The following is a 17,901-nucleotide window of genomic DNA, read 5'->3' as shown; positions in this document are numbered from 1 at the left end:
CCGAGTGGCGCAGTTGCGGACGACGCGCCGTCCGATTTCCTTCACCTTGCGCCAGTCGCGGGGGCGGGGTCGAGGTAGAAGTCGGGGGCGGCCCGGGCCTTCTGCTCGGTGGACCAGGCGACGCCCCACCAGGGTGGGCGCTCGGCGCGTGCGGTCACGGTCGCCACGTCGTAGTCCATCCGGCAGGAGACCAGCTCGGCGTCGTTGCGCCGCGCGATGGCTCGCGCCGCCGAGCAGCCGTCCTCGCCCGCGACGCTCGCCTGGGACGCCGCGAGCGCCGCCAGGTCGGCGGCCGCCGCCACACGGTGCCGCATCCGGACGAGCCCCGCGACCTGGACCACGACCAGCGCCGCGATGACCAAGAGGGTTGCGATCGTCGCGGCGTGGACGGTCACGGCGCCCCGCTCTCCCCGCGTCACGGTGACTCCTGCGCGGCGACCGAGGTGGACTCCATGGTCCGCGCACCGATGCCGGAGAAGAACGGGATCGGCATGCGCGAGCGGACCCTCACCGTCACGACCACCGCACCCCCCTGCTCATCGACGCTCACCCGGGCACCGGTCGGGGCCTCGCGCTTGGCCACGGCCTCGGCCGACGACATCGACTCCCCACGGGCCAGCATCCGAGCGGACTCGCGCGACGCGTCCGCGATCCGCACCTGGGTCAGCCCGAGCGACACGATCCACAACAGAAGGAAGGCGAGAGCGACCCCCAGGGGCGCGATCGTCATCAGCTCGGCGGTGACCATGCCCCGTTCGCGACGCATCAGGCCCCGATGCCGAGGCGCGGCATCCCCGCGAAGATGGTGCGCCACGACAAGGCCTCCCTGATCCGCTCGAGGAGGCCGTCGAGCCACGGCCCGTCCACGCCCAGGGACGCGAGCTTGAACAGCGCCGTCGCCATCAGCACCGCGCCGATCGTGCCGATCGCATACTCCGCAGTCGCCATCCCGCGGTCGTCTCGACATGTCATGGAGATGTCCTTTCGTGGAAGGGCCGGGGCGACGCGCGGGGGTTGGCGCCGCCCCGGCCGGCATCAGAACGGGAGCAGGTCGGGGATCTTGGAGATGAGGTCCTCGACGAGGTCGCCGAACCACTCGGACTGGCCGACCTTCACCAGGACGCCGCCGATCGTGCAGGCACCGAGGGTTCCGACGGTGTACTCCGCGGTGGTCATGCCCTGCTCGGCCCGGGCGCGCAGCTTCTTCATGAGGTGTCCTTTCAGTGGGTGGATCTGTCATGGAGAAGATGTGGTCCACGGCGGCGGATCTGCGATCGGATCCGCGGCCTGGGGACGACGCGCCCCGGCCCCCCCGGCCTGTGGACGCCGCCGCTGCCTCACCACTGCAGGGACGAGAACGACGCGATCACCGTGGGGACGATGCCGATCAGGAAGAAGGCCGGCAGGAAACACGCGCCGAGCGGGGCCGCGGTCCGGACCCCGACCCTGCGGCTGCGCTCACGAAGACGTGCACCCCGCTCACGTCGCAGCTCGGTCGCGACCGTCGCGACGATCGCGGCCACCGGCATGCCCGAGGCCTCGGCGCGGCGGAACGCCCGCCCGACCGGTGCCAGCACCGCATCGTCCGCCACCCCGCGCCACACCGTGTCGGAGTCCGCAGCGATCGCGAGCCGTCCCGCGATCGCCCCGAGCTCGGGGCCCAGCGGGGCCGCAGTGGCCTCGGCCACCAGTGCGAACGCCGCGACAGGCGGCCGCCCGACCTCCAGGGCGGCCACCATGAGGTCGAGCGCAGCCGGCAGGGCGGCCTCCATCGCATCGGCCCGGGCACGGGCGGACGCCGACTCCAGACGCCCGACGGCGCGGTGGACGACGGGGGCGAGCGCGACCCCGGCGAGCAGACCGATCGGCACGCCCAGCAGGAGCACGGCGCCGAGCGGCGCCATCGCGGCGGCCACGAGACGAAGATCCACCGTGCGGGGCGGACCACCGGCTCCCAGCACCAGGCGGGCTCGGCGGGTCGGGGCAGCGGGCACAAGGCACCAGACGGCCGCGGCGGTGAGCAGCGCCGGGGTCATGGGGACATCTCCGCAGCGGACGCGATCCGCTCGACCCACGCGACACCGAGGCAGGCCAGGGCGCATCCCGCGGCGAGGCAGCCGACCCCGACCCAGGTCGTCGTGAGGACGGCGACGGGATCGCCGCCCATGCCGGAGCCGAGGCCGAGGCCCACGACCGGGAGCACCGCCATGAGGCGCCCGGTCGCGCGAGCGGGGCCGGCACCCGCCTGCACCTCACGTTCGACCTCCCGCCGGTCGCGCACCGCGTCCTCGAGCCGTCCGAGCACCATCGCGAGGGGCGCGCCCGACCTCTCGGCCACGTGCCACGCCGCGGCCACCTCGAGCAACGCCTCCCGCCCCGTGGCCGCGGACGCCTCCCGCAGCGCAGCAGGGACGTCGGCACCGAGATCCGCGGCCCGCGCCGCGGGGGCCAGGAAGTCGAAGTCCGCCGCGAGACCCGACAGCGTGCGGACGGGCAGCAAGCCCGCCCGCAGCTCGGCCGCGAGCAGGCCGAGCACCTCGGCGACCTCGGCCCGCCTGCGGCGCACGAGGTCGTGCCGGCGGGACGCGCCCAGCAGGCGTACGGCGAACACACCGATCCCCACCACCGTCCCGGCCAGCACCAGCCGCGGCCCCCGCACCTGCCCGGCCAGGGACAGGACGACGACCGCGACGCCCGCGGCTGCGACCCGGTGGCGCGACACCTCGACCGCCCGCCGGCCGAGCCGGTGACGCAGGAGCCACCGCCCCGGCGGACGCCACAGCAGCATCGCCGCGACCACCGAGACGGCAGCAGCGAGCCTCATCCAAGCACCTCGAGAAGCCGTGCGTGGGCGGGCCCGGGCCGGGCCTCTCCGGGCGCGAAGGTCAGGGCCGTGCGGCACGAGACCACCCCGCCGGACGCTCGGTCGGTCGCCGCCACCTGCTCGACGACCCGGCGTCCGTCCGCGTGACGGGCGAGGTGGATCACGAGCTCGATGCTCGAGGCCAGCTGGCTGTGGAGCGCGTCCCGCGGCATGCCGGCCGCGACCCCGAGCGCCTCGAAGCGCGCCGGGACGTCCGCAGGCGCGTTGGCATGGACCGTGCCGCACCCTCCCTCGTGGCCGGTGTTGAGCGCGGCGAGCAGATCGACGACCTCGGCGCCGCGCACCTCGCCGACCACCAGCCGGTCGGGCCTCATGCGCAGTGCCTGCCGGACGAGATCGCGGACCGTCACGAGTCCCGCACCCTCGATGTTGGCGGGCCGGGCCTCCAGGCCGACCACGTGCGGATGGTCGGGCCGCAGCTCGGTGGAGTCCTCCACGACGACGATCCGCTCGTGCCGGTCCACCTCACCCAGCAGGGCTGCCAGCAGCGTGGTCTTGCCCGATCCCGTGCCGCCGGAGATCACGAACGCGGTGCGGGACGCGACGATCCGGCGAAGACATGTCAGGGCCTCCTCCGACAAGGAACCCGCCGCGTGCAGCTGGTCGAGGGTGAACGTCCGACGGGCGGGGACGCGCAGCGACAGCGCGGTGCCCGGACGGGCCAGCGGAGCGAGCACGGCGTGCAGCCGGGTGCCGTCGGCGAGCCGGGCGTCGACCCACGGACTGGCGTCGTCGAGCCGGCGACCCGCCTGGGCGGCCAGCCGCTGCGCCAGTCGGCGCACCTCCGCCTCGTCCGCGAACCGGACCGAGGAGACCTCCAGCCCGCGGCCGCGGTCGACGTAGACCGCATCGGGCCCGTTGACCAGCACGTCCGTCACCCCCGGCAGGGCCAGCAACGGATCGAGCACCCCCGCGCCGCGCGTCTCGCTGCGGAGCTGGTCGACGAGCGCCAGCACGGTGTCGGAGCCGGCCAGCTGGTTCTCGGCCCGCAGCGCCTCCGCGACGCTGTGCGCGGTCGGGTCGGCCGCGTCCGCCGCGAGCCGGCGACGCACGCGCTCGATCATCGGCACCTCGGTCACGGACGGTCCATCCCGAGGGCGTCGAGCACTGCCGACGCCGTACGCCGCACGGTCCGCGACCGGGCCGGTCCCTGGCCGCGATCGACCGCCGCGCGCAGCCGTCGGTCGTGGCCGAGGCGCACCAGGACCGGCAGGTCGAGCGCCTCGGCGACCGCGACCGGGCCGATGCCGCCACGGCGGGCGACCGTCACGAGGGCGACCGCGGGCGCGCTGCGGCGCAAACGCTCGAGGACCGCACGGGCGGCGAGCGCGGCGCCGATCTCCTCGGGCACCAGCAGCAGGGTCAGGACCGACCGGCCGACCAGGTCGGCGCCGGTGGGGTCCAGCTGGCGGGCGACGTCGACCGCGACGAGGTCGAAGCCCTTCACGGCCGCCGTGACCACCGCGGGCAGCGACGGCGGCAGCGGCCCGCGGTCGTCACGCGCCCACGACAAGGTGGCCACGCCGCGATGGACCGGCAGCACGTCGGTCAGCGAGCCCGCGTCGATCCGCCCGCGCGTGGTGGCGAAGTCGTGCCAGCGCAGACCCGGCGTGCGCTCGGCGCCGAGCACGATCTCGAGCCCGCCGCCCAGGGGATCGGCGTCGAACGCCAGCGAGTGGAATCCGCGCCGCCCGGCCATCACCGCCAGCGCGGCCGTCAGCGTGGACGCCCCCGCACCGCCCGACCCGCCCACCACGCTGACGACGCACGCCTCGTCGCGCCCGTCGAGCGCCGACGCCAGCGCCGCCAGCACCCGGTCCTCCTCGAGCAGCCCGCACACCGCCGCCGCGCCCAGCTCGACGGCGACCCGCCAGCACCCCGAGGGCTCCCGCGCGACGATCACGACGTGCTCGCGGCGGGTGACCCCCGAGCCGGCCAGCGCGTCGGCCAGGTCCTCGCCGACCATCACCGCGGACGCTGCGCGCCACGACCTGCGGGCCGTCGTGGCGTCGCGCGCCACGTCGGGGCTCGTGCCCAGCGCGGCACACCATCGCCGGGCCAGGTCGATCACCTGCTCGTCCGCGGTAGCGATCAACGGGCCCGGGGCATCGGTCATGCGTACGACGATCGTGCCCCCGCACGGGAGGCGAAACCGGCCGCCACGCGCCTGTGGACGGCCAAGCGTCCGCGATGCTCATGTGGACGGCCCTATCCTGAGGGGGTGAGCCCGACGCGGACTGCGGCATTCTTCGACCTGGACAAGACGATCATCGCGAAGTCGAGCACGCTCGCCTTCGGCAAGCCCTTCTATGAGGGCGGCCTGCTGAGCCGCCGAGCCGTCCTGCGCAGCGCGTACGCGAACTTCATGTTCTCGATCAGCGGCGCCGACCACGACCAGCTCGAGAAGATGCGTGCCTACCTGACGCAGATGGTGACCGGCTGGGACATCGACGTGGTGCGTCAGTCCGTCGCCGAGACCCTGCACTCGATCATCGACCCGCTGGTCTACGAGGAGGCGGTGACGCTGATCGAGGAGCACCAGGCCGCGGGCCGCGACGTCATCATCGTCTCGGCGTCCGGGATCGAGGTGGTCGAGCCGATCGGAGCGATGCTCGGCGTCGACCACGTCATCGGGACGACGCTCGTGGCCGAGGAGGGCCGCTACACCGGCGAGGTCGACTTCTATGCGTACGGTCCCAACAAGGCCCTCGCGATGCGTCGCCTCGCCGAGGAGCGCGGCTACGACCTGGCCGGGTCGTACGCGTACTCCGACTCCGAGACCGACGTGCCGATGCTGGAGGCGGTGGGTCATCCGTTCGCGGTCAACCCCGACCGCGCCCTGCGCCGCCTGGCCGAGGAGAAGGGCTGGCCCATCCTCACGTTCGCCCGTCCGGTGGCGCTGCGCCGCCGGCTGGGCCTGGACACCCGGGTCGGCAAGGCCGCCGCCGTCGCAGTGGCCGCGAGCGCGGTCGGCGCGGTGGCGATGGCCCTGGTCACCCGCCGCAAGGGACACGCGGCCTGACCGCTTGTGAAAGAAGGCGCACAACATTACGTGCCAGTAGGCCTGTCCTATGCCTGCTCGCAGGCGTACACATGAAGGACAGACAACTTCACAAGCTGCTCAGCACATCGGTACCCACGCGGCGATCACCCATCTCCGGGACAGTCGCTCGCCGGACTCCAGACCACTCAGGGATTTCACTGGAGCCATGACGACTCCGATCCAGCACGCCTGGTAGCCATGCAGTGCTGAGCTTTGGCGGCGTCGACTCCATCGAGTGTCGACGTCGCCGCTCTGTGTGGGCGGCCCCGTGGGCCGCTCTCAGCGGGCGAGCGGGGACGCCTCGGCGGCCCGGGTGAACGCCTGCGACGCGTACATCAGCCACTGGTGGACGCCGGTCGGCTTCCCGCTGCCGTACGCCGCGAGGGCCGAGCGGTAGCCCTCGGGCTCTGCGGCGTGGCCGGCCTCGGGCACGAGCACCGACGCGGGATCGACCCCCTTCGACACCAGGACGAGGCGCTCGGCGGCCCGCCCGATGACGCCGTTGTGGGTCGCAAACGCGCCGGCCGAGGAGATCTCGGCGTGGACGAGCGCCGCCACGACCAGGCCCGGGGCCTCAGTGGGCTGCCCCAGCATCCAGGCCAGCTCGGTCAGCCGGGCGACGCCGTCGGGGTTGACCGGGCGGCCGAGATCGGCGTCGTCAACCGACCCCGAGGCCGCGAGCGCATGGATCCGGGCCAGGGCCTGGACCGGTGCGCGGTTCCACACCGGCAGCAGCCCGAGCAGCTCGGTCGACAGGCGTACGGCGCCGCGGGCCAGCGCGTCCCCGCCGCCACCCGCGAGCTCCTCGACCTCGTACACGCTGCCCTCGAGCGCCGCCGTGGCCGTCGCGCCGAGCAGCAGGGAGCGGGCGGTGTCGTCGGGAGTGCTGCGGCGCAGGCCACGGTCGCGCAGGATGCCGTCGATGCCGTCACGGGTGCCGGCATAGGTGGACGGGATGCCTTCGAGAGCGGCAGCCGAGATGAACGGATCGGACACGCCCGAAGCGTACCGGCCGCCCCTCGGGCGGCCCGGTAGCCTTCGGACAATGAACGACTCCCCCGAAGACCGCACGGCCAAGTGGCTGGTGGGGGACCGCCTGTCCTGCGTGCTGCACCTCGGGGACGGCTCGCTCGCCTACCAGCTCGCGGAGCAGGGCCACGAGGTCGTCGTCGCCGGTGACGACGTCACCGCACGGCGCCACCCCGACATCCAGTACGTCCGCAGCGCCGGCGAGCGGCTGCCCTTCATCGGCGACGCGTTCGACGTCGTCATCGCGCCCGAGCTCCGCGAGGCGCCCACGGCCCTCGCGGAGTACGCCCGCGTGCTGCGCCCCGACGGACTGCTCTCCACGATCTCGCAGCGGCACGACGACTCGATCCCGTGGATGCGCAAGCTCCGCGAGATCATCGGCGTCGTCGACCGCGGCGCGACCCCCGCCGACACCTTCAGCGCGTCGGGCCTGTTCCACCAGCCCGAGACCCACGAGATCGGGTCGTGGGAGAAGCTCGACCTGCCGGGGCTCCTGCGCTTCGCCCAGGCGACCAAGCACCCGTCGGTGGGTGAGTCGGCCCTGTCGCAGGTGCGCGAGCTGTTCCTGACCTACGGCGGCCAGACCGGCTTCCTGCGGCTGCGCCACGAGACCTCGTGCCTGCGCGCCACGGTCGACAAGTCGAGCCTCAGCCAGGAGGCGCCTCCGCCCGACACGATGCTGCTCGACTTCCGCTGAAGAGCCCTGCCGCCCCGGGACCGATCGCCCTCAACATCCCCGCGGGCGAACAGCCCCCCGATAGAATCGGCGGGTGAAGTTCCTCAACGACCTCGCCCCGTCCTTCGACCTGACGTACAACGACGTGTTCATGGTGCCGGCCCGCTCCGACGTCACGAGCCGGTTCGACGTCGACCTGGCCACGTCCGACGGCACCGGCACCACGCTGCCGCTCGTCGTGTCCAACATGACCGCGATCTCCGGCAAGCGCATGGCAGAGACGATCGCCCGGCGCGGCGGGATCGCGATCATCCCGCAGGACATCCCGCTCGACATCGTCGCGCACACCGTCGATCGGGTGAAGTCCGCCCACACGGTCTACGAGACCCCCGTCACCGTGGGGCCCTCGACGACGATCGGCGAGGCGATGAGCCTGATCCCCAAGCGTGCGCACGGCGCGGTGGTCGTGGTCGAGGACGGCAAGGTGCTCGGGGTCGTGACCGAGCACGACGGCGCCGAGATCGACCGCTTCGCGCAGGTGCGCGAGGTCATGACGTCCGACGTCCTCACGTTCGAGGCCGGGGTCGACCCCCAGCACTGCTTCAACGAGATGTCGGCCCGGCACGTCGACTTCGCTCCGGTGCTCGACGGTGGCAGCCTGCTGGGCGCGGTGACCCGCAAGTCGGCGCTGCGCTCCACGATCTACGATCCCGCGGTCGACGCCGAGGGACGCCTCGTGATCGGCGCCGCGGTCGGCATCAACGGCGACGTCACCGGCAAGGCCACGGCCCTGCTCAAGATGGGGATCGACGTCCTCGTCGTCGACACCGCCCACGGGCACCAGACCAAGATGCTCGAGGCGCTGCCGCTCGTGGTCGCCGCCCGCGACGCGTACGAGGCGGAGTCCGGCCGGCGGGTCCCGATCGCCGCCGGCAACGTCGTCTCGGCCGCAGGGGTCCGTGACCTCGTCAGCGCGGGGGCCGACATCATCAAGGTCGGCGTCGGCCCCGGCGCGATGTGCACCACGCGCATGATGACCGGCGTCGGACGCCCGCAGTTCTCCGCGGTGCTCGAGTGCGCTGCGGCGGCCCGCGAGCTCGGCGCGCACGTCTGGGCCGACGGCGGCGTCCGCTATCCCCGCGACGTCGCGCTCGCCCTCGCGGCCGGTGCCGCGAGCGTCATGATCGGCTCGTGGTTCGCAGGAACGCTCGAGAGCCCCGGCGATCTCCAGGTCGGGCCCGACGGCCGCCCCTACAAGGAGTCGTTCGGCATGGCGTCGGCGCGCGCGGTGTCCAACCGCACCCGCGACGCGGCCGGCTTCGAGCGCGCCCGCATGGCCCTGTTCGAGGAGGGCATCTCGTCCTCGCGCATGTTCCTGGACCCCGAGCGCCCCGGCGTCGAGGATCTCGTCGACTCGATCATCGCGGGCGTCCGGTCCAGCGCGACGTACGCGGGTGCACGATCGATCGCGGAGTTCCACGAGCGTGCCGTGATCGGCCTGCAGAGCTCCGCGGGCTACGACGAGGGTCGCCCGCTGCACGCGTCCTGGTAGTAGCCGGGCGCGGCTCGTTCCTCGCCGCTCATTCCTGCTGCTCGCTGGCGCTCGCACCAGGCCGGCTGGCTCGCTTCGCTCGCCCTTTCCTGCGTTCACAGGCTCGTTGGCCTGCTTCGCTCGCCCTTCCTGCGTCAGGGTTCGCGCTTCGTGGTCGCCGGGCGGCGGTGGCGGATGCCCTCGAGGATGAGGGAGAGGCCGAGGTCGAACGAGCCCGTGTCGGCCCGGCCGAGCGGATCGGCGTCGATCGCCCCCGCGCTGTTGGCCTGTCGGTGCGCCTGCTCGCCGGTGACGTGGCCGAAGACGAAGTGCAGCACGGTCATCGCGGCCGTCCGCGCGAAGGCCTCGTCGAAGCCGGCACCCTCGAGCGCAGTGGCCAGCCGCTCCACGGGCGAGCGGACACCCAGGCCGTATGCGTGCGCGGTGGCGACCAGCTCGGCCCCGTCGCGGTAGGCCAGCATCGCGTCGCGGAGCTCGTGGCTGAGCGCCAGCACCCGCTCGTCCCACGACACCTCGGGCACGTCCGGCCGCGCACCGCGGTCGAGCAGCTCGTCGGCGACCGCGGCCAGCAGCTCCTGCTTGCTGCCGAAGTGGTGATAGAGCGCGGACGGCTGCAGGCCCAGCTCGGAGGCGATCCGGCGCATCGACAGGTCAGCCAGCCCGTACGCGTCGAGGATGCCGACGGCACGCTCGACGATGTCGGTGCGGTGGTAGCGCATGGATCCTCCGAGGACGTCACGTTGACAGCACGATCAGCCTATCGGCTAACCTGAACACCGTTCACCTGAGCACCGTTCAGGTGGCGTCACCGTCACGGCAGGAGCACGATCATGGTCATGGCCACGCGCACGCGCCGCAAGGCGTCGATCGGTACGTCGGATCTCGCCCTCATCGCGACGTTCGCTGCGCTCATCGCGGTCTGCGCCCAGCTCACCGTCGGCTCGATCAACGTGCCCTTCACCCTGCAGATGTTCGCGATCTTCCTCGCCGCGTCGGTGCTCGGCGCGGTGCGCGGGCTCCTCACCGTGCTGCTCTACCTCGCGGCCGGCACCGCGGGCCTCCCGGTCTTCGCGCAGGGCGGCGCTGGGCCCGCGGTGTGGGTCAGCCCGTCGGCCGGCTACCTCGCGGCGTTCCCGCTCGCCGCGCTCCTCGTGGGGCTCGTCGCCCACCGCGTCGCCCGCACCAGCCCCGCCTCGTTCGTCGCGGTGGTGTCGGTCGCCGCCGCCGTCGTCACGATCGCGGTCGTCGGGACGCTCGGCACGATCGGCATGGCGCTCAAGCTCGACGTGAGCCTGCCCGTCGCGTGGGGCTACGCGACCCCGTTCTTCGTGGCCGACATCGTCAAGGGCGTGCTGGCCGCGGTCGTCGCGGCTGCCGTGCTGCGCGCCTTCCCGCAGCTGGCGGCGCGACGCTGACCGTGCCACCGACCATCGCGCTCGACGAGGTCGCCGTCACGGTGCAGACACCGGACGGCGACCTCCCGCTGCTGCACCCCACCACCCTGCGCCTGACGGAGCACCGCATCGCGGTGATCGGCAGCAACGGCTCGGGCAAGTCCACGCTGGCCCGCCTCCTCAACGGCCTGGTCGAGCCGAGCTCGGGACACGTCACGATCGACGGGCTCGACACGGTCCGTGACGGTCCGCGGGTACGCCGATCGGTCGGCTTCGTGTTCACCAACCCGGACGCCCAGCTGGTCATGCCCACCTGCGCGGAGGACATCGCGCTGTCGCTGCGGCGCACGATCAAGGACAAGAAGGCCCGCCACGCCCGGGCGCTGGAGATCCTCACCGGTGTGGGCCTGGCCGGCAAGGCCGACACGACCGTCCACGCCCTGTCGGGCGGTCAGAAGCAGATGCTGGCCCTCGCCGGCGTGCTCGCGACCGATCCCGGGATCCTCGTCGCGGACGAGCCGACGACCTTGCTGGACCTGCGCAACACCCGGATCGTCGCCGACCGGCTGTTCTCGCTCAGCCAGCAGCTCGTCCTGGTCACCCACGACCTCGACCTCGCCCTGCGCTGCGACCGCGCGCTCGTGGTCGACGACGCCCGCATCGTGTGTGACGGCCCGGCGGCCGACGCGGTCAGCTTCTACCGGTCGCTGGTCGGCGCGTGATCGCCTCACCGCTCGGCGCGTACCGCCCCGGCACGACCTGGCTCCACCGGCTGCCGGCCGGCCCCAAGCTGGGACTCCTCGCGCTGTACGGCGTGCTCACCGTGGTGGTCCGCGGCCCGTGGTCGTCCGTCGCGTTCGTGGCGTTCTCACTGGTGCTGGTCGCCTGGGCCCGGCTGCCGGTCCGGGCGCTCCTGCGCGGACTGCGCCCCCTTCTTCCGGTCGTCCTCCTCGTCACTGCGTTCCAGGTCTGGCAGCGCGGCTGGCCGACCGCGATCCACGTCGTCGGCGACCTGGTCGCCCTCGTCACCGCAGCCCTCGTGTTCACCGGCACGACACGCATCGACGCGATGCTCGACGCCCTGACCCGGGGGCTCGGCCCGGCCCGCCGGCTGGGCGTCAACCCGGAGAAGGTGGCCCTCGCGTTCTCGCTCATGATCCGCGCGATCCCCGGAGTCCTCGAGATCGCGCACGAGACCCGCGCCGCCGCGAAGGCCCGGGGCCTCGAGCGCAGCCCACGGGCCCTGCTGGTGCCCATGGCGATCCGCACCGTCGCCCAGGCGTACGACACCGGGGCCGCCCTGCACGCCCGCGGCATCGGCGACGACTGACCCCCGGACGTCGTAGCGTCGGGCGATGGACAACCTGCTGACCGCGATCCTCGCGGTCATCGCCCTGGTCGCGATCGCGTCGTTCGCGCGGTGGTGGTTGCTGTCCCGCCGGCCGAGCCTCGGCACCCCCGAGGACCGCGCGACGTACGAGACCCTGCACACGACGGCCCTCGCCGCACCTGCGCTGCGCCGTGGGCTCGACGCCGAGAGCGCGTCCAGCACCCTGCCGCACCTGCGGACGCTGCTCGGCACCCGGACGGTCGCGATCACCGACACCGTCGGACCCCTCGCCTGGGACGGGCCGGGCGGGCTTGACGACGTCGCCGACCTGATGTCCGCGGCGATCGGCAGCGGCACGACCCAGGCCTCGGGGTCCGCGATCGTCGCGCCCCTGGCCGTCGAGGGCCAGGTCGTCGGCAGCGTCGTCGTGATGAGCGAGGACGCGTCCGCGGGCCTGGCGCGGGCCACGACGGAGATCGCCCGGTGGATGTCCAGCCAGCTCGAGCTCGCCGAGCTCGCGACCTCCCGCACCGCGCTGATGGAGGCCGAGCTGCGGGCGCTGCGGGCGCAGATCTCCCCGCACTTCATCTACAACTCGCTCGGCGCGATCGCCTCGTTCGTGCGTACCGATCCCGAGCGGGCGCGTGAGCTGCTGCTCGAGTTCGCGGACTTCACCCGCTACTCATTTCGCCAGCACGGCGAGTTCACGACCCTGGCCGAGGAGCTGCGCTCGATCGAGCGCTACCTCGTGCTGGAGAAGGCCCGCTTCGGCGACCGGTTGCGCATCGTGACGCTCGTGGCGCCGGAGGTCCTCAGCGTCACGCTGCCGTTCCTGTCGGTCCAGCCGCTCGTCGAGAACGCGGTGCGCCACGGCCTGGAGCGCAAGGCCGGCGACGGCACGATCACCGTGACGGCCCACGACGCGGGCACCGAGTGCCTCATCACGATCGAGGACGACGGCGCGGGCGTCGACCCCGAGATCGTCCGCGCAGCCCTGTCCGGCCGCAACCCCAGCGCGTCGGTGGGCCTCGCGAACGTGGACGAGCGGATGCGCACGGTCTACGGCAATGCGTACGGGATCGTGGTCGAGACCGCGCCCGGATTCGGCACCAAGGTGTCGCTGCGCGTGCCCAAGTTCTCCCCCGCCGTCGGCCCCGCGGCCTGACCGGGGTTGTGGCGCGGGTCACGCTCGGCCAAGATCACTGCATGCCTGCCGGCCTGCGCTCCCTGGTCGTCGACGACGAGCAACCCGTCCTCGACGAGCTCGTGTGGCTGCTCGAGCGGGACGACCGCATCGCCTCGGTGCGGGCCACCCGCAGCGGCACCGACGCCCTGCGCGTGCTCGAGCAGGGCGGCATCGACGTGGTCTTCCTCGACGTCGCGATGCCCGGGCTCAGCGGCCTGGACATCGCCCGGCTGCTCGGCCGGTTCCGCGAGGCGCCCCGCATCGTGTTCGTGACGGCCCACGAGGCGCACGCGGTCGAGGCCTTCGAGATGAACGCGGTCGACTACCTGCTCAAGCCGATCCGCGAGGAGCGACTGCGCGAGAGCGTGCGCCGCGCGTGCGTCGAGGGCACCGACACCACCGAGACCGGCGACGAGCAGATCGCGGTCGAGCTCGGTGGGGTCACCCGCTTCGTGTCCCGCGCGTCGGTCGCGTACGTCGAGGCACAGGGTGACTACGTGCGGCTCCACGTCGACGACGGCGGCAGCCACCTCGTCCGGACGACCCTCGGGGTGCTCGCGCAGGAGTGGGCCGACGCCGGGTTTGCCCGGGTGCACCGCAGCCTCGTGGTCAATCTCGCCCGCGTCCGTGAGGTGCGCATGCAGGCCGGACGGTGCAGCGTCGTGATGGCAGTGGGCGACGACCGGGTCGAGCTGCAGGTCGCCCGCCGCCACACCCGGACCCTGCGCGACCTGATCCACGAACGCGCGCTGTGAGCGACGAGCCGCACGGCGCGGCGCCGACCGGACGGGTCCGCGTGACGAGCCCGCTCACGACCGCCTCGCCGCACGTGCGCCGCAGCGTCCGCCAGGAGATCGACGAGTCGACCGGGGTCGGCGAGATCTACATGCGCTCGCTCATCCGCTCGCAGCTGCGCGCCGCGATGACCGTGGCCCTCACGCTCCTGCTGTCGATCGGGGCACTCCCCGTGGTGTTCCTGACCTTCGACGCCGTCACCGACGCCAGGGTCCTCGGCGTGCCGCTGCCCTGGATCGTGCTGGGCGTCCTGGTCTACCCGTTCCTGTTCACGCTGGGCTGGCTCTACATCCGCCAGGCCGAGCGCGCCGAGCGCGACTTCACGGCGCTCGTCGATCCTGACGGCGACGACACGTGAGCTCGACCTACGGGATCGTCGCCGTCGCGCTCGTGGCCGTCGCGACCCTCGCGATCGGCGCGTTCGGGCTGCGCGTCAGCCGGACCACCAGCGACTTCTACGTCGCGTCGCGCTCGGTCAGCCCGGTCCTCAACAGCTCGGCGATCGGCGGGGAGTACCTGTCGGCGGCGTCGTTCCTCGGCATCGCGGGCCTCGTGCTGGCGTTCGGCGCCGACATGCTCTGGTACCCGATCGGGTGGACGACCGGCTACCTCATGCTCCTGGTGCTGGTCGCCGCCCCGCTGCGCCGCTCAGGGGCGTACACGATCCCCGACTTCGCCCAGGTGCGGCTGCAGTCCGACGGCGTGCGGCGGGTCGCGAGCCTGCTGGTCGTCGCGGTGGGCTGGCTCTACCTGATGCCCCAGTTCCAGGGCGCGGGGCTGACGCTGCGGACCGTCACGGGCGCGCCGACCTGGGTCGGCACCGTCGTGGTCGCCGCGATCGTCGTGGTCAACGTCGTCTCGGGCGGCATGCGCAGCATCACGTTCGTGCAGGCGTTCCAGTACTGGCTCAAGCTCACCGCGCTGCTGATCCCGCTGTTCTTCCTCGTCCACGCGTGGAACGGCGACGGGCGTCCGGCGCCGGCCGCTCCCGGCAGCTGGTTCGAGCCGTTCAGCCAGACCGGCGGGACGGGCTTGTACCTGACGTACTCGGTCATGGTCGCGACCTTCCTCGGCACGATGGGCCTGCCCCACGTCGTGGTCCGCTTCTACACCAACCCCGACGGCCACGCCGCACGTCGGACGACCCTCCTGGTGCTCGCGCTGCTCGGCGTCTTCTACCTCCTGCCGACCGTCTACGGGGTGCTCGGACGCATCTACGCCGGAGACCTGGTCACCTCGGGGGGCACGGACACCGTGGTGCTCGAGCTGCCCGGGCGCATGATCGGCGGCACGACCGGCGAGGTCCTGGCCGCACTGCTGACCGCGGGGGCATTCGCGGCGTTCCTGTCGACGTCGTCGGGCCTGACGATGTCCATCGCCGGTGTCGTGGGCCAAGGGCTCGCGCGTGGCCGCATCTCGACGATCACCGCCCTGCGGCTCGCCGCCGTGGGCTGCATCGTCGTCCCACTCGTGCTGGCCCTGTCCGCGCAGCGGATCTCGGTCGCCAACTCGGTGACCTTCGCCTTCGCGCTCGCCGCGTCGACGTTCTGCCCGCTGCTCGTGCTGGGCATCTGGTGGCGCGGGCTCACGGCACCAGGCGCCATCGCGGGACTCGTCGGCGGGGGGCTCTGCGCCGGGGTCGCACCGGTCCTCACGATCGCGACGAGCCCGGACGGGTGGTTCGGGGCGCTGATGAGCCAACCCGCGGCGTGGTCCGTGCCGGTCGGGTTCGGGCTCATGATCGGCGTGTCCCTCGCGACCCGCAGCCGGGTCCCGGTCAACGTGTCGCGCACGATGGTGCGGCTGCACACCCCCGAGCGGCTCGAGGTCGACCGGCGGTTCTGAGCGGGCACGACCGTTCATCCCCCGATCACGACCGCTCGTCGCGGCCGCCCGACCGCACGTCGCTCCGCCTCCCGCCCTTCGTCGCAGCGGGCCGGACGTGATCTGGCTCACAGGGCCCGAGGACCCTAGTTTCGAGGCGGGTGGCGCGTTCCGCGCCGTCTGCCCTTTCCACGGACGAGGTGACTCACGGTGACCGAGAAGATCTCCACGGAGGCTCACGAGGCGTATCAACGCATCCATGCGTCGGACGACTTCGCCGAGCTCAAGCGCTCCTACCTGCGATTCGTCGTGCCGCTGACGATCGCCTTCATGGCCTGGTACCTGCTGTACGTCCTCGCGTCGAACTACGCGAACGACTTCATGGGCCACGTCCTGTTCGGCAACATCAACGTCGCCCTGGTCTTCGGCCTGCTGCAGTTCGTGACGACGTTCGGCATCGCGATCTGGTACGCGATGTTCGCCGCCCGCCGCATGGACCCGATCGCGGACCGCCTCCGCGAGGAGTACGAGCAGGAGATCGAGCGATGAGCACCACCGCCGCCGTGCTGCGCGCCGCCAGCGACGACGACAGCAACCAGCTCCTGACCGGCTCCCTGTTCGTGGTGATCGTGCTGATCACCGTGGCCATCACCTTCTGGGCGAGCCGCAACACCCGTACCGCCGCGGACTACTACGCGGGCGGGCGCAGCTTCACCGGCGCACAGAACGGCTTCGCGGTCGCCGGCGACTACATGTCGGCTGCCTCGTTCCTCGGCATCTCCGGCGCGATCGCCCTGTCGGGCTACGACGGCTTCCTGTACTCGATCGGCTTCCTCGTCGCCTGGCTCGTGGCCCTGCTGCTCGTCGCCGAGCTGCTGCGCAACTCCGGCCGGTTCACGATGGCCGACCAGCTCGCGTTCCGCATGCAGCAGCGTCCCGTGCGCACCGCCGCGGCGACCTCGACCGTCGTCGTCTCGATCTTCTACCTGCTCGCGCAGATGGTCGGCGCCGGCGCCCTGGTCGCACTGCTGCTCGGCGTCTCCCCCGACAACGACACCGCCAAGAACCTCACGATCGCGGTCGTGGGCGCGCTCATGATCTTCTACGTCGTCGTCGGCGGCATGAAGGGCACGACGTGGGTGCAGATCGTCAAGGCCGTCCTGCTCATGGTCGGCACGATCCTCATCACGGTGCTGGTGCTCGCGAAGTTCAACTTCAACCTCAGCGACATGCTCGGCACCGCGGCCGAGGAGAGCGGGGCCGGCAAGGCGTTCCTCGAGCCTGGACTGAAGTACGGCGTGTCGACCGAGTCCAAGATCGACTTCATCTCACTCGGACTCGCGCTCGTGCTCGGCACGGCGGGACTGCCGCACATCCTGATCCGCTTCTACACCGTCCCGACCGCCCGCCAGGCGCGCAAGTCGGTGCTGTGGGCGATCGGCCTGATCGGCGCGTTCTACCTGATGACCCTCGTGCTGGGCTTCGGCGCGGCCGCGCTGGTCAAGGGCGACAAGAAGCAGGAGATCGTCGACTCCGGCGGCAACCTCGCCTCGCCACTGCTCGCCGAAGCAGTGGGCGGCGGATCGGGCTCGACCGGTGGCGCGGTGCTGCTGGCCCTGATCTCGGCGGTCGCGTTCGCCACGATCCTGGCGGTGGTCGCGGGCCTGACCCTGACGTCCGCGTCGTCCGTGGCGCACGACCTGTACGCCAACGTCTGGAAGAAGGACAAGGTCACCGAGAAGCAGGAGGTCAAGGTCGCCCGCATCGCGGCATTCGTGATCGGCGGCGTCGCGATCGCGCTGTCCATCCCGGCGCAGAAGCTCAACATCGCGTTCCTGGTGGCCCTGGCGTTCGCGGTCGCGGCATCGGCCAACCTGCCGTCGCTGCTGTACAACCTGTTCTGGCGCCGGTTCAACACGCGCGGTGCGGTCTGGAGCATCTACGGCGGACTCATCTCGTGCGTCGGCCTGGTGATCTTCTCCCCGGTCGTCTCCGGCTCGGAGACCGCGATGATCACCGGCGCGGACTTCAGCTGGTTCCCGTTGGCCAACCCCGGCATCATCTCGATCCCGCTCGGCTTCTTCTTCGGCTGGCTGGGCACCGTGACGGCCCGCGACGCGGACGCCGAGGCGCGCTACGTCGAGCTGGACGTCCGCTCGATGACAGGTGCGGGCTCTGAGAAATAGTC

The 17,901-nt window shown here is 72.4% G+C and carries 22 protein-coding genes; 12 read left to right on the top strand and 10 right to left on the bottom strand.

The genetic code is table 11. From position 1 onward, the window contains the following. Nucleotides 1-41 precede the first annotated feature (41 nt). The 8 genes from GEV27_RS13780 to ssd all read right to left on the bottom strand — a co-directional run bounded on the left by GEV27_RS13780 (nucleotide 42) and on the right by ssd (nucleotide 5,000). Nucleotides 42-419, bottom strand: coding sequence for an Rv3654c family TadE-like protein (locus tag GEV27_RS13780; protein ID WP_153934864.1), 378 nt, complete (start codon nucleotides 417-419; stop codon nucleotides 42-44). Next, nucleotides 416-766, bottom strand: coding sequence for a TadE family type IV pilus minor pilin (locus GEV27_RS13775; RefSeq protein ID WP_153934863.1), 351 nt, complete (start codon nucleotides 764-766; stop codon nucleotides 416-418). The genes GEV27_RS13780 and GEV27_RS13775 overlap by 4 nt, the downstream gene beginning before the upstream one ends. Next, the gene (locus GEV27_RS13770) at nucleotides 766-972 is read right to left on the bottom strand and encodes a DUF4244 domain-containing protein (RefSeq protein ID WP_153934862.1); all 207 of its coding nucleotides are present in this window, start codon (nucleotides 970-972) and stop codon (nucleotides 766-768) included. Before GEV27_RS13770 ends, GEV27_RS13775 begins: the two co-directional genes overlap by 1 nt. Before the next feature lie 63 nt (nucleotides 973-1,035). Further along, on the bottom strand, nucleotides 1,036-1,209 hold the full coding sequence (locus tag GEV27_RS13765) for a DUF4244 domain-containing protein (RefSeq protein WP_153651459.1): 174 nt from the start codon (nucleotides 1,207-1,209) through the stop codon (nucleotides 1,036-1,038). A gap of 128 nt (nucleotides 1,210-1,337) precedes the next feature. After that, the gene (locus GEV27_RS13760) at nucleotides 1,338-2,036 is read right to left on the bottom strand and encodes a type II secretion system F family protein (RefSeq protein ID WP_194839932.1); all 699 of its coding nucleotides are present in this window, start codon (nucleotides 2,034-2,036) and stop codon (nucleotides 1,338-1,340) included. After that, nucleotides 2,033-2,824: a type II secretion system F family protein gene (locus GEV27_RS13755; RefSeq protein ID WP_153934860.1), complete on the bottom strand. Its 792-nt coding sequence runs from the start codon at nucleotides 2,822-2,824 to the stop codon at nucleotides 2,033-2,035. Before GEV27_RS13755 ends, GEV27_RS13760 begins: the two co-directional genes overlap by 4 nt. Next, the gene (locus tag GEV27_RS13750; protein ID WP_153935038.1) at nucleotides 2,821-3,948 is read right to left on the bottom strand and encodes a TadA family conjugal transfer-associated ATPase; all 1,128 of its coding nucleotides are present in this window, start codon (nucleotides 3,946-3,948) and stop codon (nucleotides 2,821-2,823) included. The genes GEV27_RS13755 and GEV27_RS13750 overlap by 4 nt, the downstream gene beginning before the upstream one ends. Nucleotides 3,949-3,959: 11 nt before the next feature. After that, nucleotides 3,960-5,000 (bottom strand): septum site-determining protein Ssd, encoded by a 1,041-nt coding sequence (gene ssd, locus GEV27_RS13745; protein WP_153934859.1) that lies wholly within the window; start codon nucleotides 4,998-5,000, stop codon nucleotides 3,960-3,962. 105 nt (nucleotides 5,001-5,105) lie between these two features. Between ssd and GEV27_RS13740 the strand changes: the two genes are divergently transcribed. Beyond that, entirely contained in the window at nucleotides 5,106-5,906 is an 801-nt protein-coding gene (locus tag GEV27_RS13740; RefSeq protein ID WP_153651455.1) for an HAD family phosphatase, read from the top strand. A 300-nt stretch (nucleotides 5,907-6,206) separates the two neighbouring features. Here GEV27_RS13740 and GEV27_RS13735 read toward each other — a convergent pair whose 3' ends face one another. Continuing rightward, nucleotides 6,207-6,923 (bottom strand): oxidoreductase, encoded by a 717-nt coding sequence (locus tag GEV27_RS13735; RefSeq protein ID WP_194944214.1) that lies wholly within the window; start codon nucleotides 6,921-6,923, stop codon nucleotides 6,207-6,209. A gap of 49 nt (nucleotides 6,924-6,972) precedes the next feature. Here GEV27_RS13735 and GEV27_RS13730 point away from each other — a divergent pair, with 49 nt between their 5' ends. Then, the gene (locus GEV27_RS13730) at nucleotides 6,973-7,653 is read left to right on the top strand and encodes a bifunctional 2-polyprenyl-6-hydroxyphenol methylase/3-demethylubiquinol 3-O-methyltransferase UbiG (protein WP_194839931.1); all 681 of its coding nucleotides are present in this window, start codon (nucleotides 6,973-6,975) and stop codon (nucleotides 7,651-7,653) included. Between the two features lie 73 nt (nucleotides 7,654-7,726). Beyond that, entirely contained in the window at nucleotides 7,727-9,184 is a 1,458-nt protein-coding gene (locus GEV27_RS13725; RefSeq protein ID WP_309222251.1) for a GuaB1 family IMP dehydrogenase-related protein, read from the top strand. A 134-nt stretch (nucleotides 9,185-9,318) separates the two neighbouring features. On the opposite strand, the gene GEV27_RS13720 is transcribed toward GEV27_RS13725, so the two are convergent. Beyond that, on the bottom strand, nucleotides 9,319-9,903 hold the full coding sequence (locus tag GEV27_RS13720; protein ID WP_153934858.1) for a TetR/AcrR family transcriptional regulator: 585 nt from the start codon (nucleotides 9,901-9,903) through the stop codon (nucleotides 9,319-9,321). Nucleotides 9,904-10,020: 117 nt separating this feature from the next. On the opposite strand from GEV27_RS13720, the gene GEV27_RS13715 reads away from it, so the two are divergent. From GEV27_RS13715 to GEV27_RS13675, 9 genes are all read left to right on the top strand, one after another. After that, a complete protein-coding gene (locus GEV27_RS13715; RefSeq protein WP_228765269.1) occupies nucleotides 10,021-10,599 on the top strand; it encodes a biotin transporter BioY in 579 nt (192 codons plus the stop codon). Nucleotides 10,600-10,601: 2 nt separating this feature from the next. Next, nucleotides 10,602-11,300 (top strand): ABC transporter ATP-binding protein, encoded by a 699-nt coding sequence (locus tag GEV27_RS13710; protein ID WP_309222250.1) that lies wholly within the window; start codon nucleotides 10,602-10,604, stop codon nucleotides 11,298-11,300. Beyond that, the gene (locus tag GEV27_RS13705; protein ID WP_309222249.1) at nucleotides 11,297-11,908 is read left to right on the top strand and encodes an energy-coupling factor transporter transmembrane component T; all 612 of its coding nucleotides are present in this window, start codon (nucleotides 11,297-11,299) and stop codon (nucleotides 11,906-11,908) included. The genes GEV27_RS13710 and GEV27_RS13705 overlap by 4 nt, the downstream gene beginning before the upstream one ends. A gap of 25 nt (nucleotides 11,909-11,933) precedes the next feature. Further along, nucleotides 11,934-13,073 (top strand): sensor histidine kinase, encoded by a 1,140-nt coding sequence (locus GEV27_RS13700; RefSeq protein WP_153651448.1) that lies wholly within the window; start codon nucleotides 11,934-11,936, stop codon nucleotides 13,071-13,073. A 41-nt stretch (nucleotides 13,074-13,114) separates the two neighbouring features. Continuing rightward, nucleotides 13,115-13,849, top strand: coding sequence for a LytTR family DNA-binding domain-containing protein (locus GEV27_RS13695; protein WP_153651447.1), 735 nt, complete (start codon nucleotides 13,115-13,117; stop codon nucleotides 13,847-13,849). Further along, entirely contained in the window at nucleotides 13,846-14,247 is a 402-nt protein-coding gene (locus tag GEV27_RS13690; protein ID WP_153651446.1) for a hypothetical protein, read from the top strand. Before GEV27_RS13695 ends, GEV27_RS13690 begins: the two co-directional genes overlap by 4 nt. After that, nucleotides 14,244-15,734 carry a cation acetate symporter gene (locus tag GEV27_RS13685; RefSeq protein WP_309222248.1) on the top strand — a complete coding sequence of 497 codons (1,491 nt, stop codon included), beginning with the start codon at nucleotides 14,244-14,246 and terminating at the stop codon, nucleotides 15,732-15,734. Before GEV27_RS13690 ends, GEV27_RS13685 begins: the two co-directional genes overlap by 4 nt. A 189-nt stretch (nucleotides 15,735-15,923) precedes the next feature. Next, complete coding sequence (locus GEV27_RS13680; protein WP_153651444.1) at nucleotides 15,924-16,262, top strand: DUF485 domain-containing protein; 339 nt, start codon at nucleotides 15,924-15,926, stop codon at nucleotides 16,260-16,262. Next, the gene (locus tag GEV27_RS13675) at nucleotides 16,259-17,899 is read left to right on the top strand and encodes a cation acetate symporter (RefSeq protein WP_153909577.1); all 1,641 of its coding nucleotides are present in this window, start codon (nucleotides 16,259-16,261) and stop codon (nucleotides 17,897-17,899) included. Before GEV27_RS13680 ends, GEV27_RS13675 begins: the two co-directional genes overlap by 4 nt. The last annotated feature ends 2 nt before the right edge of the window (nucleotides 17,900-17,901 follow it).

The organism is Aeromicrobium sp. S22 (assembly GCF_009661045.1).
GTDB lineage: Bacteria > Actinomycetota > Actinomycetes > Propionibacteriales > Nocardioidaceae > Aeromicrobium > Aeromicrobium yanjiei.
This window is presented reverse-complemented; position numbering and strand designations above follow the sequence as displayed.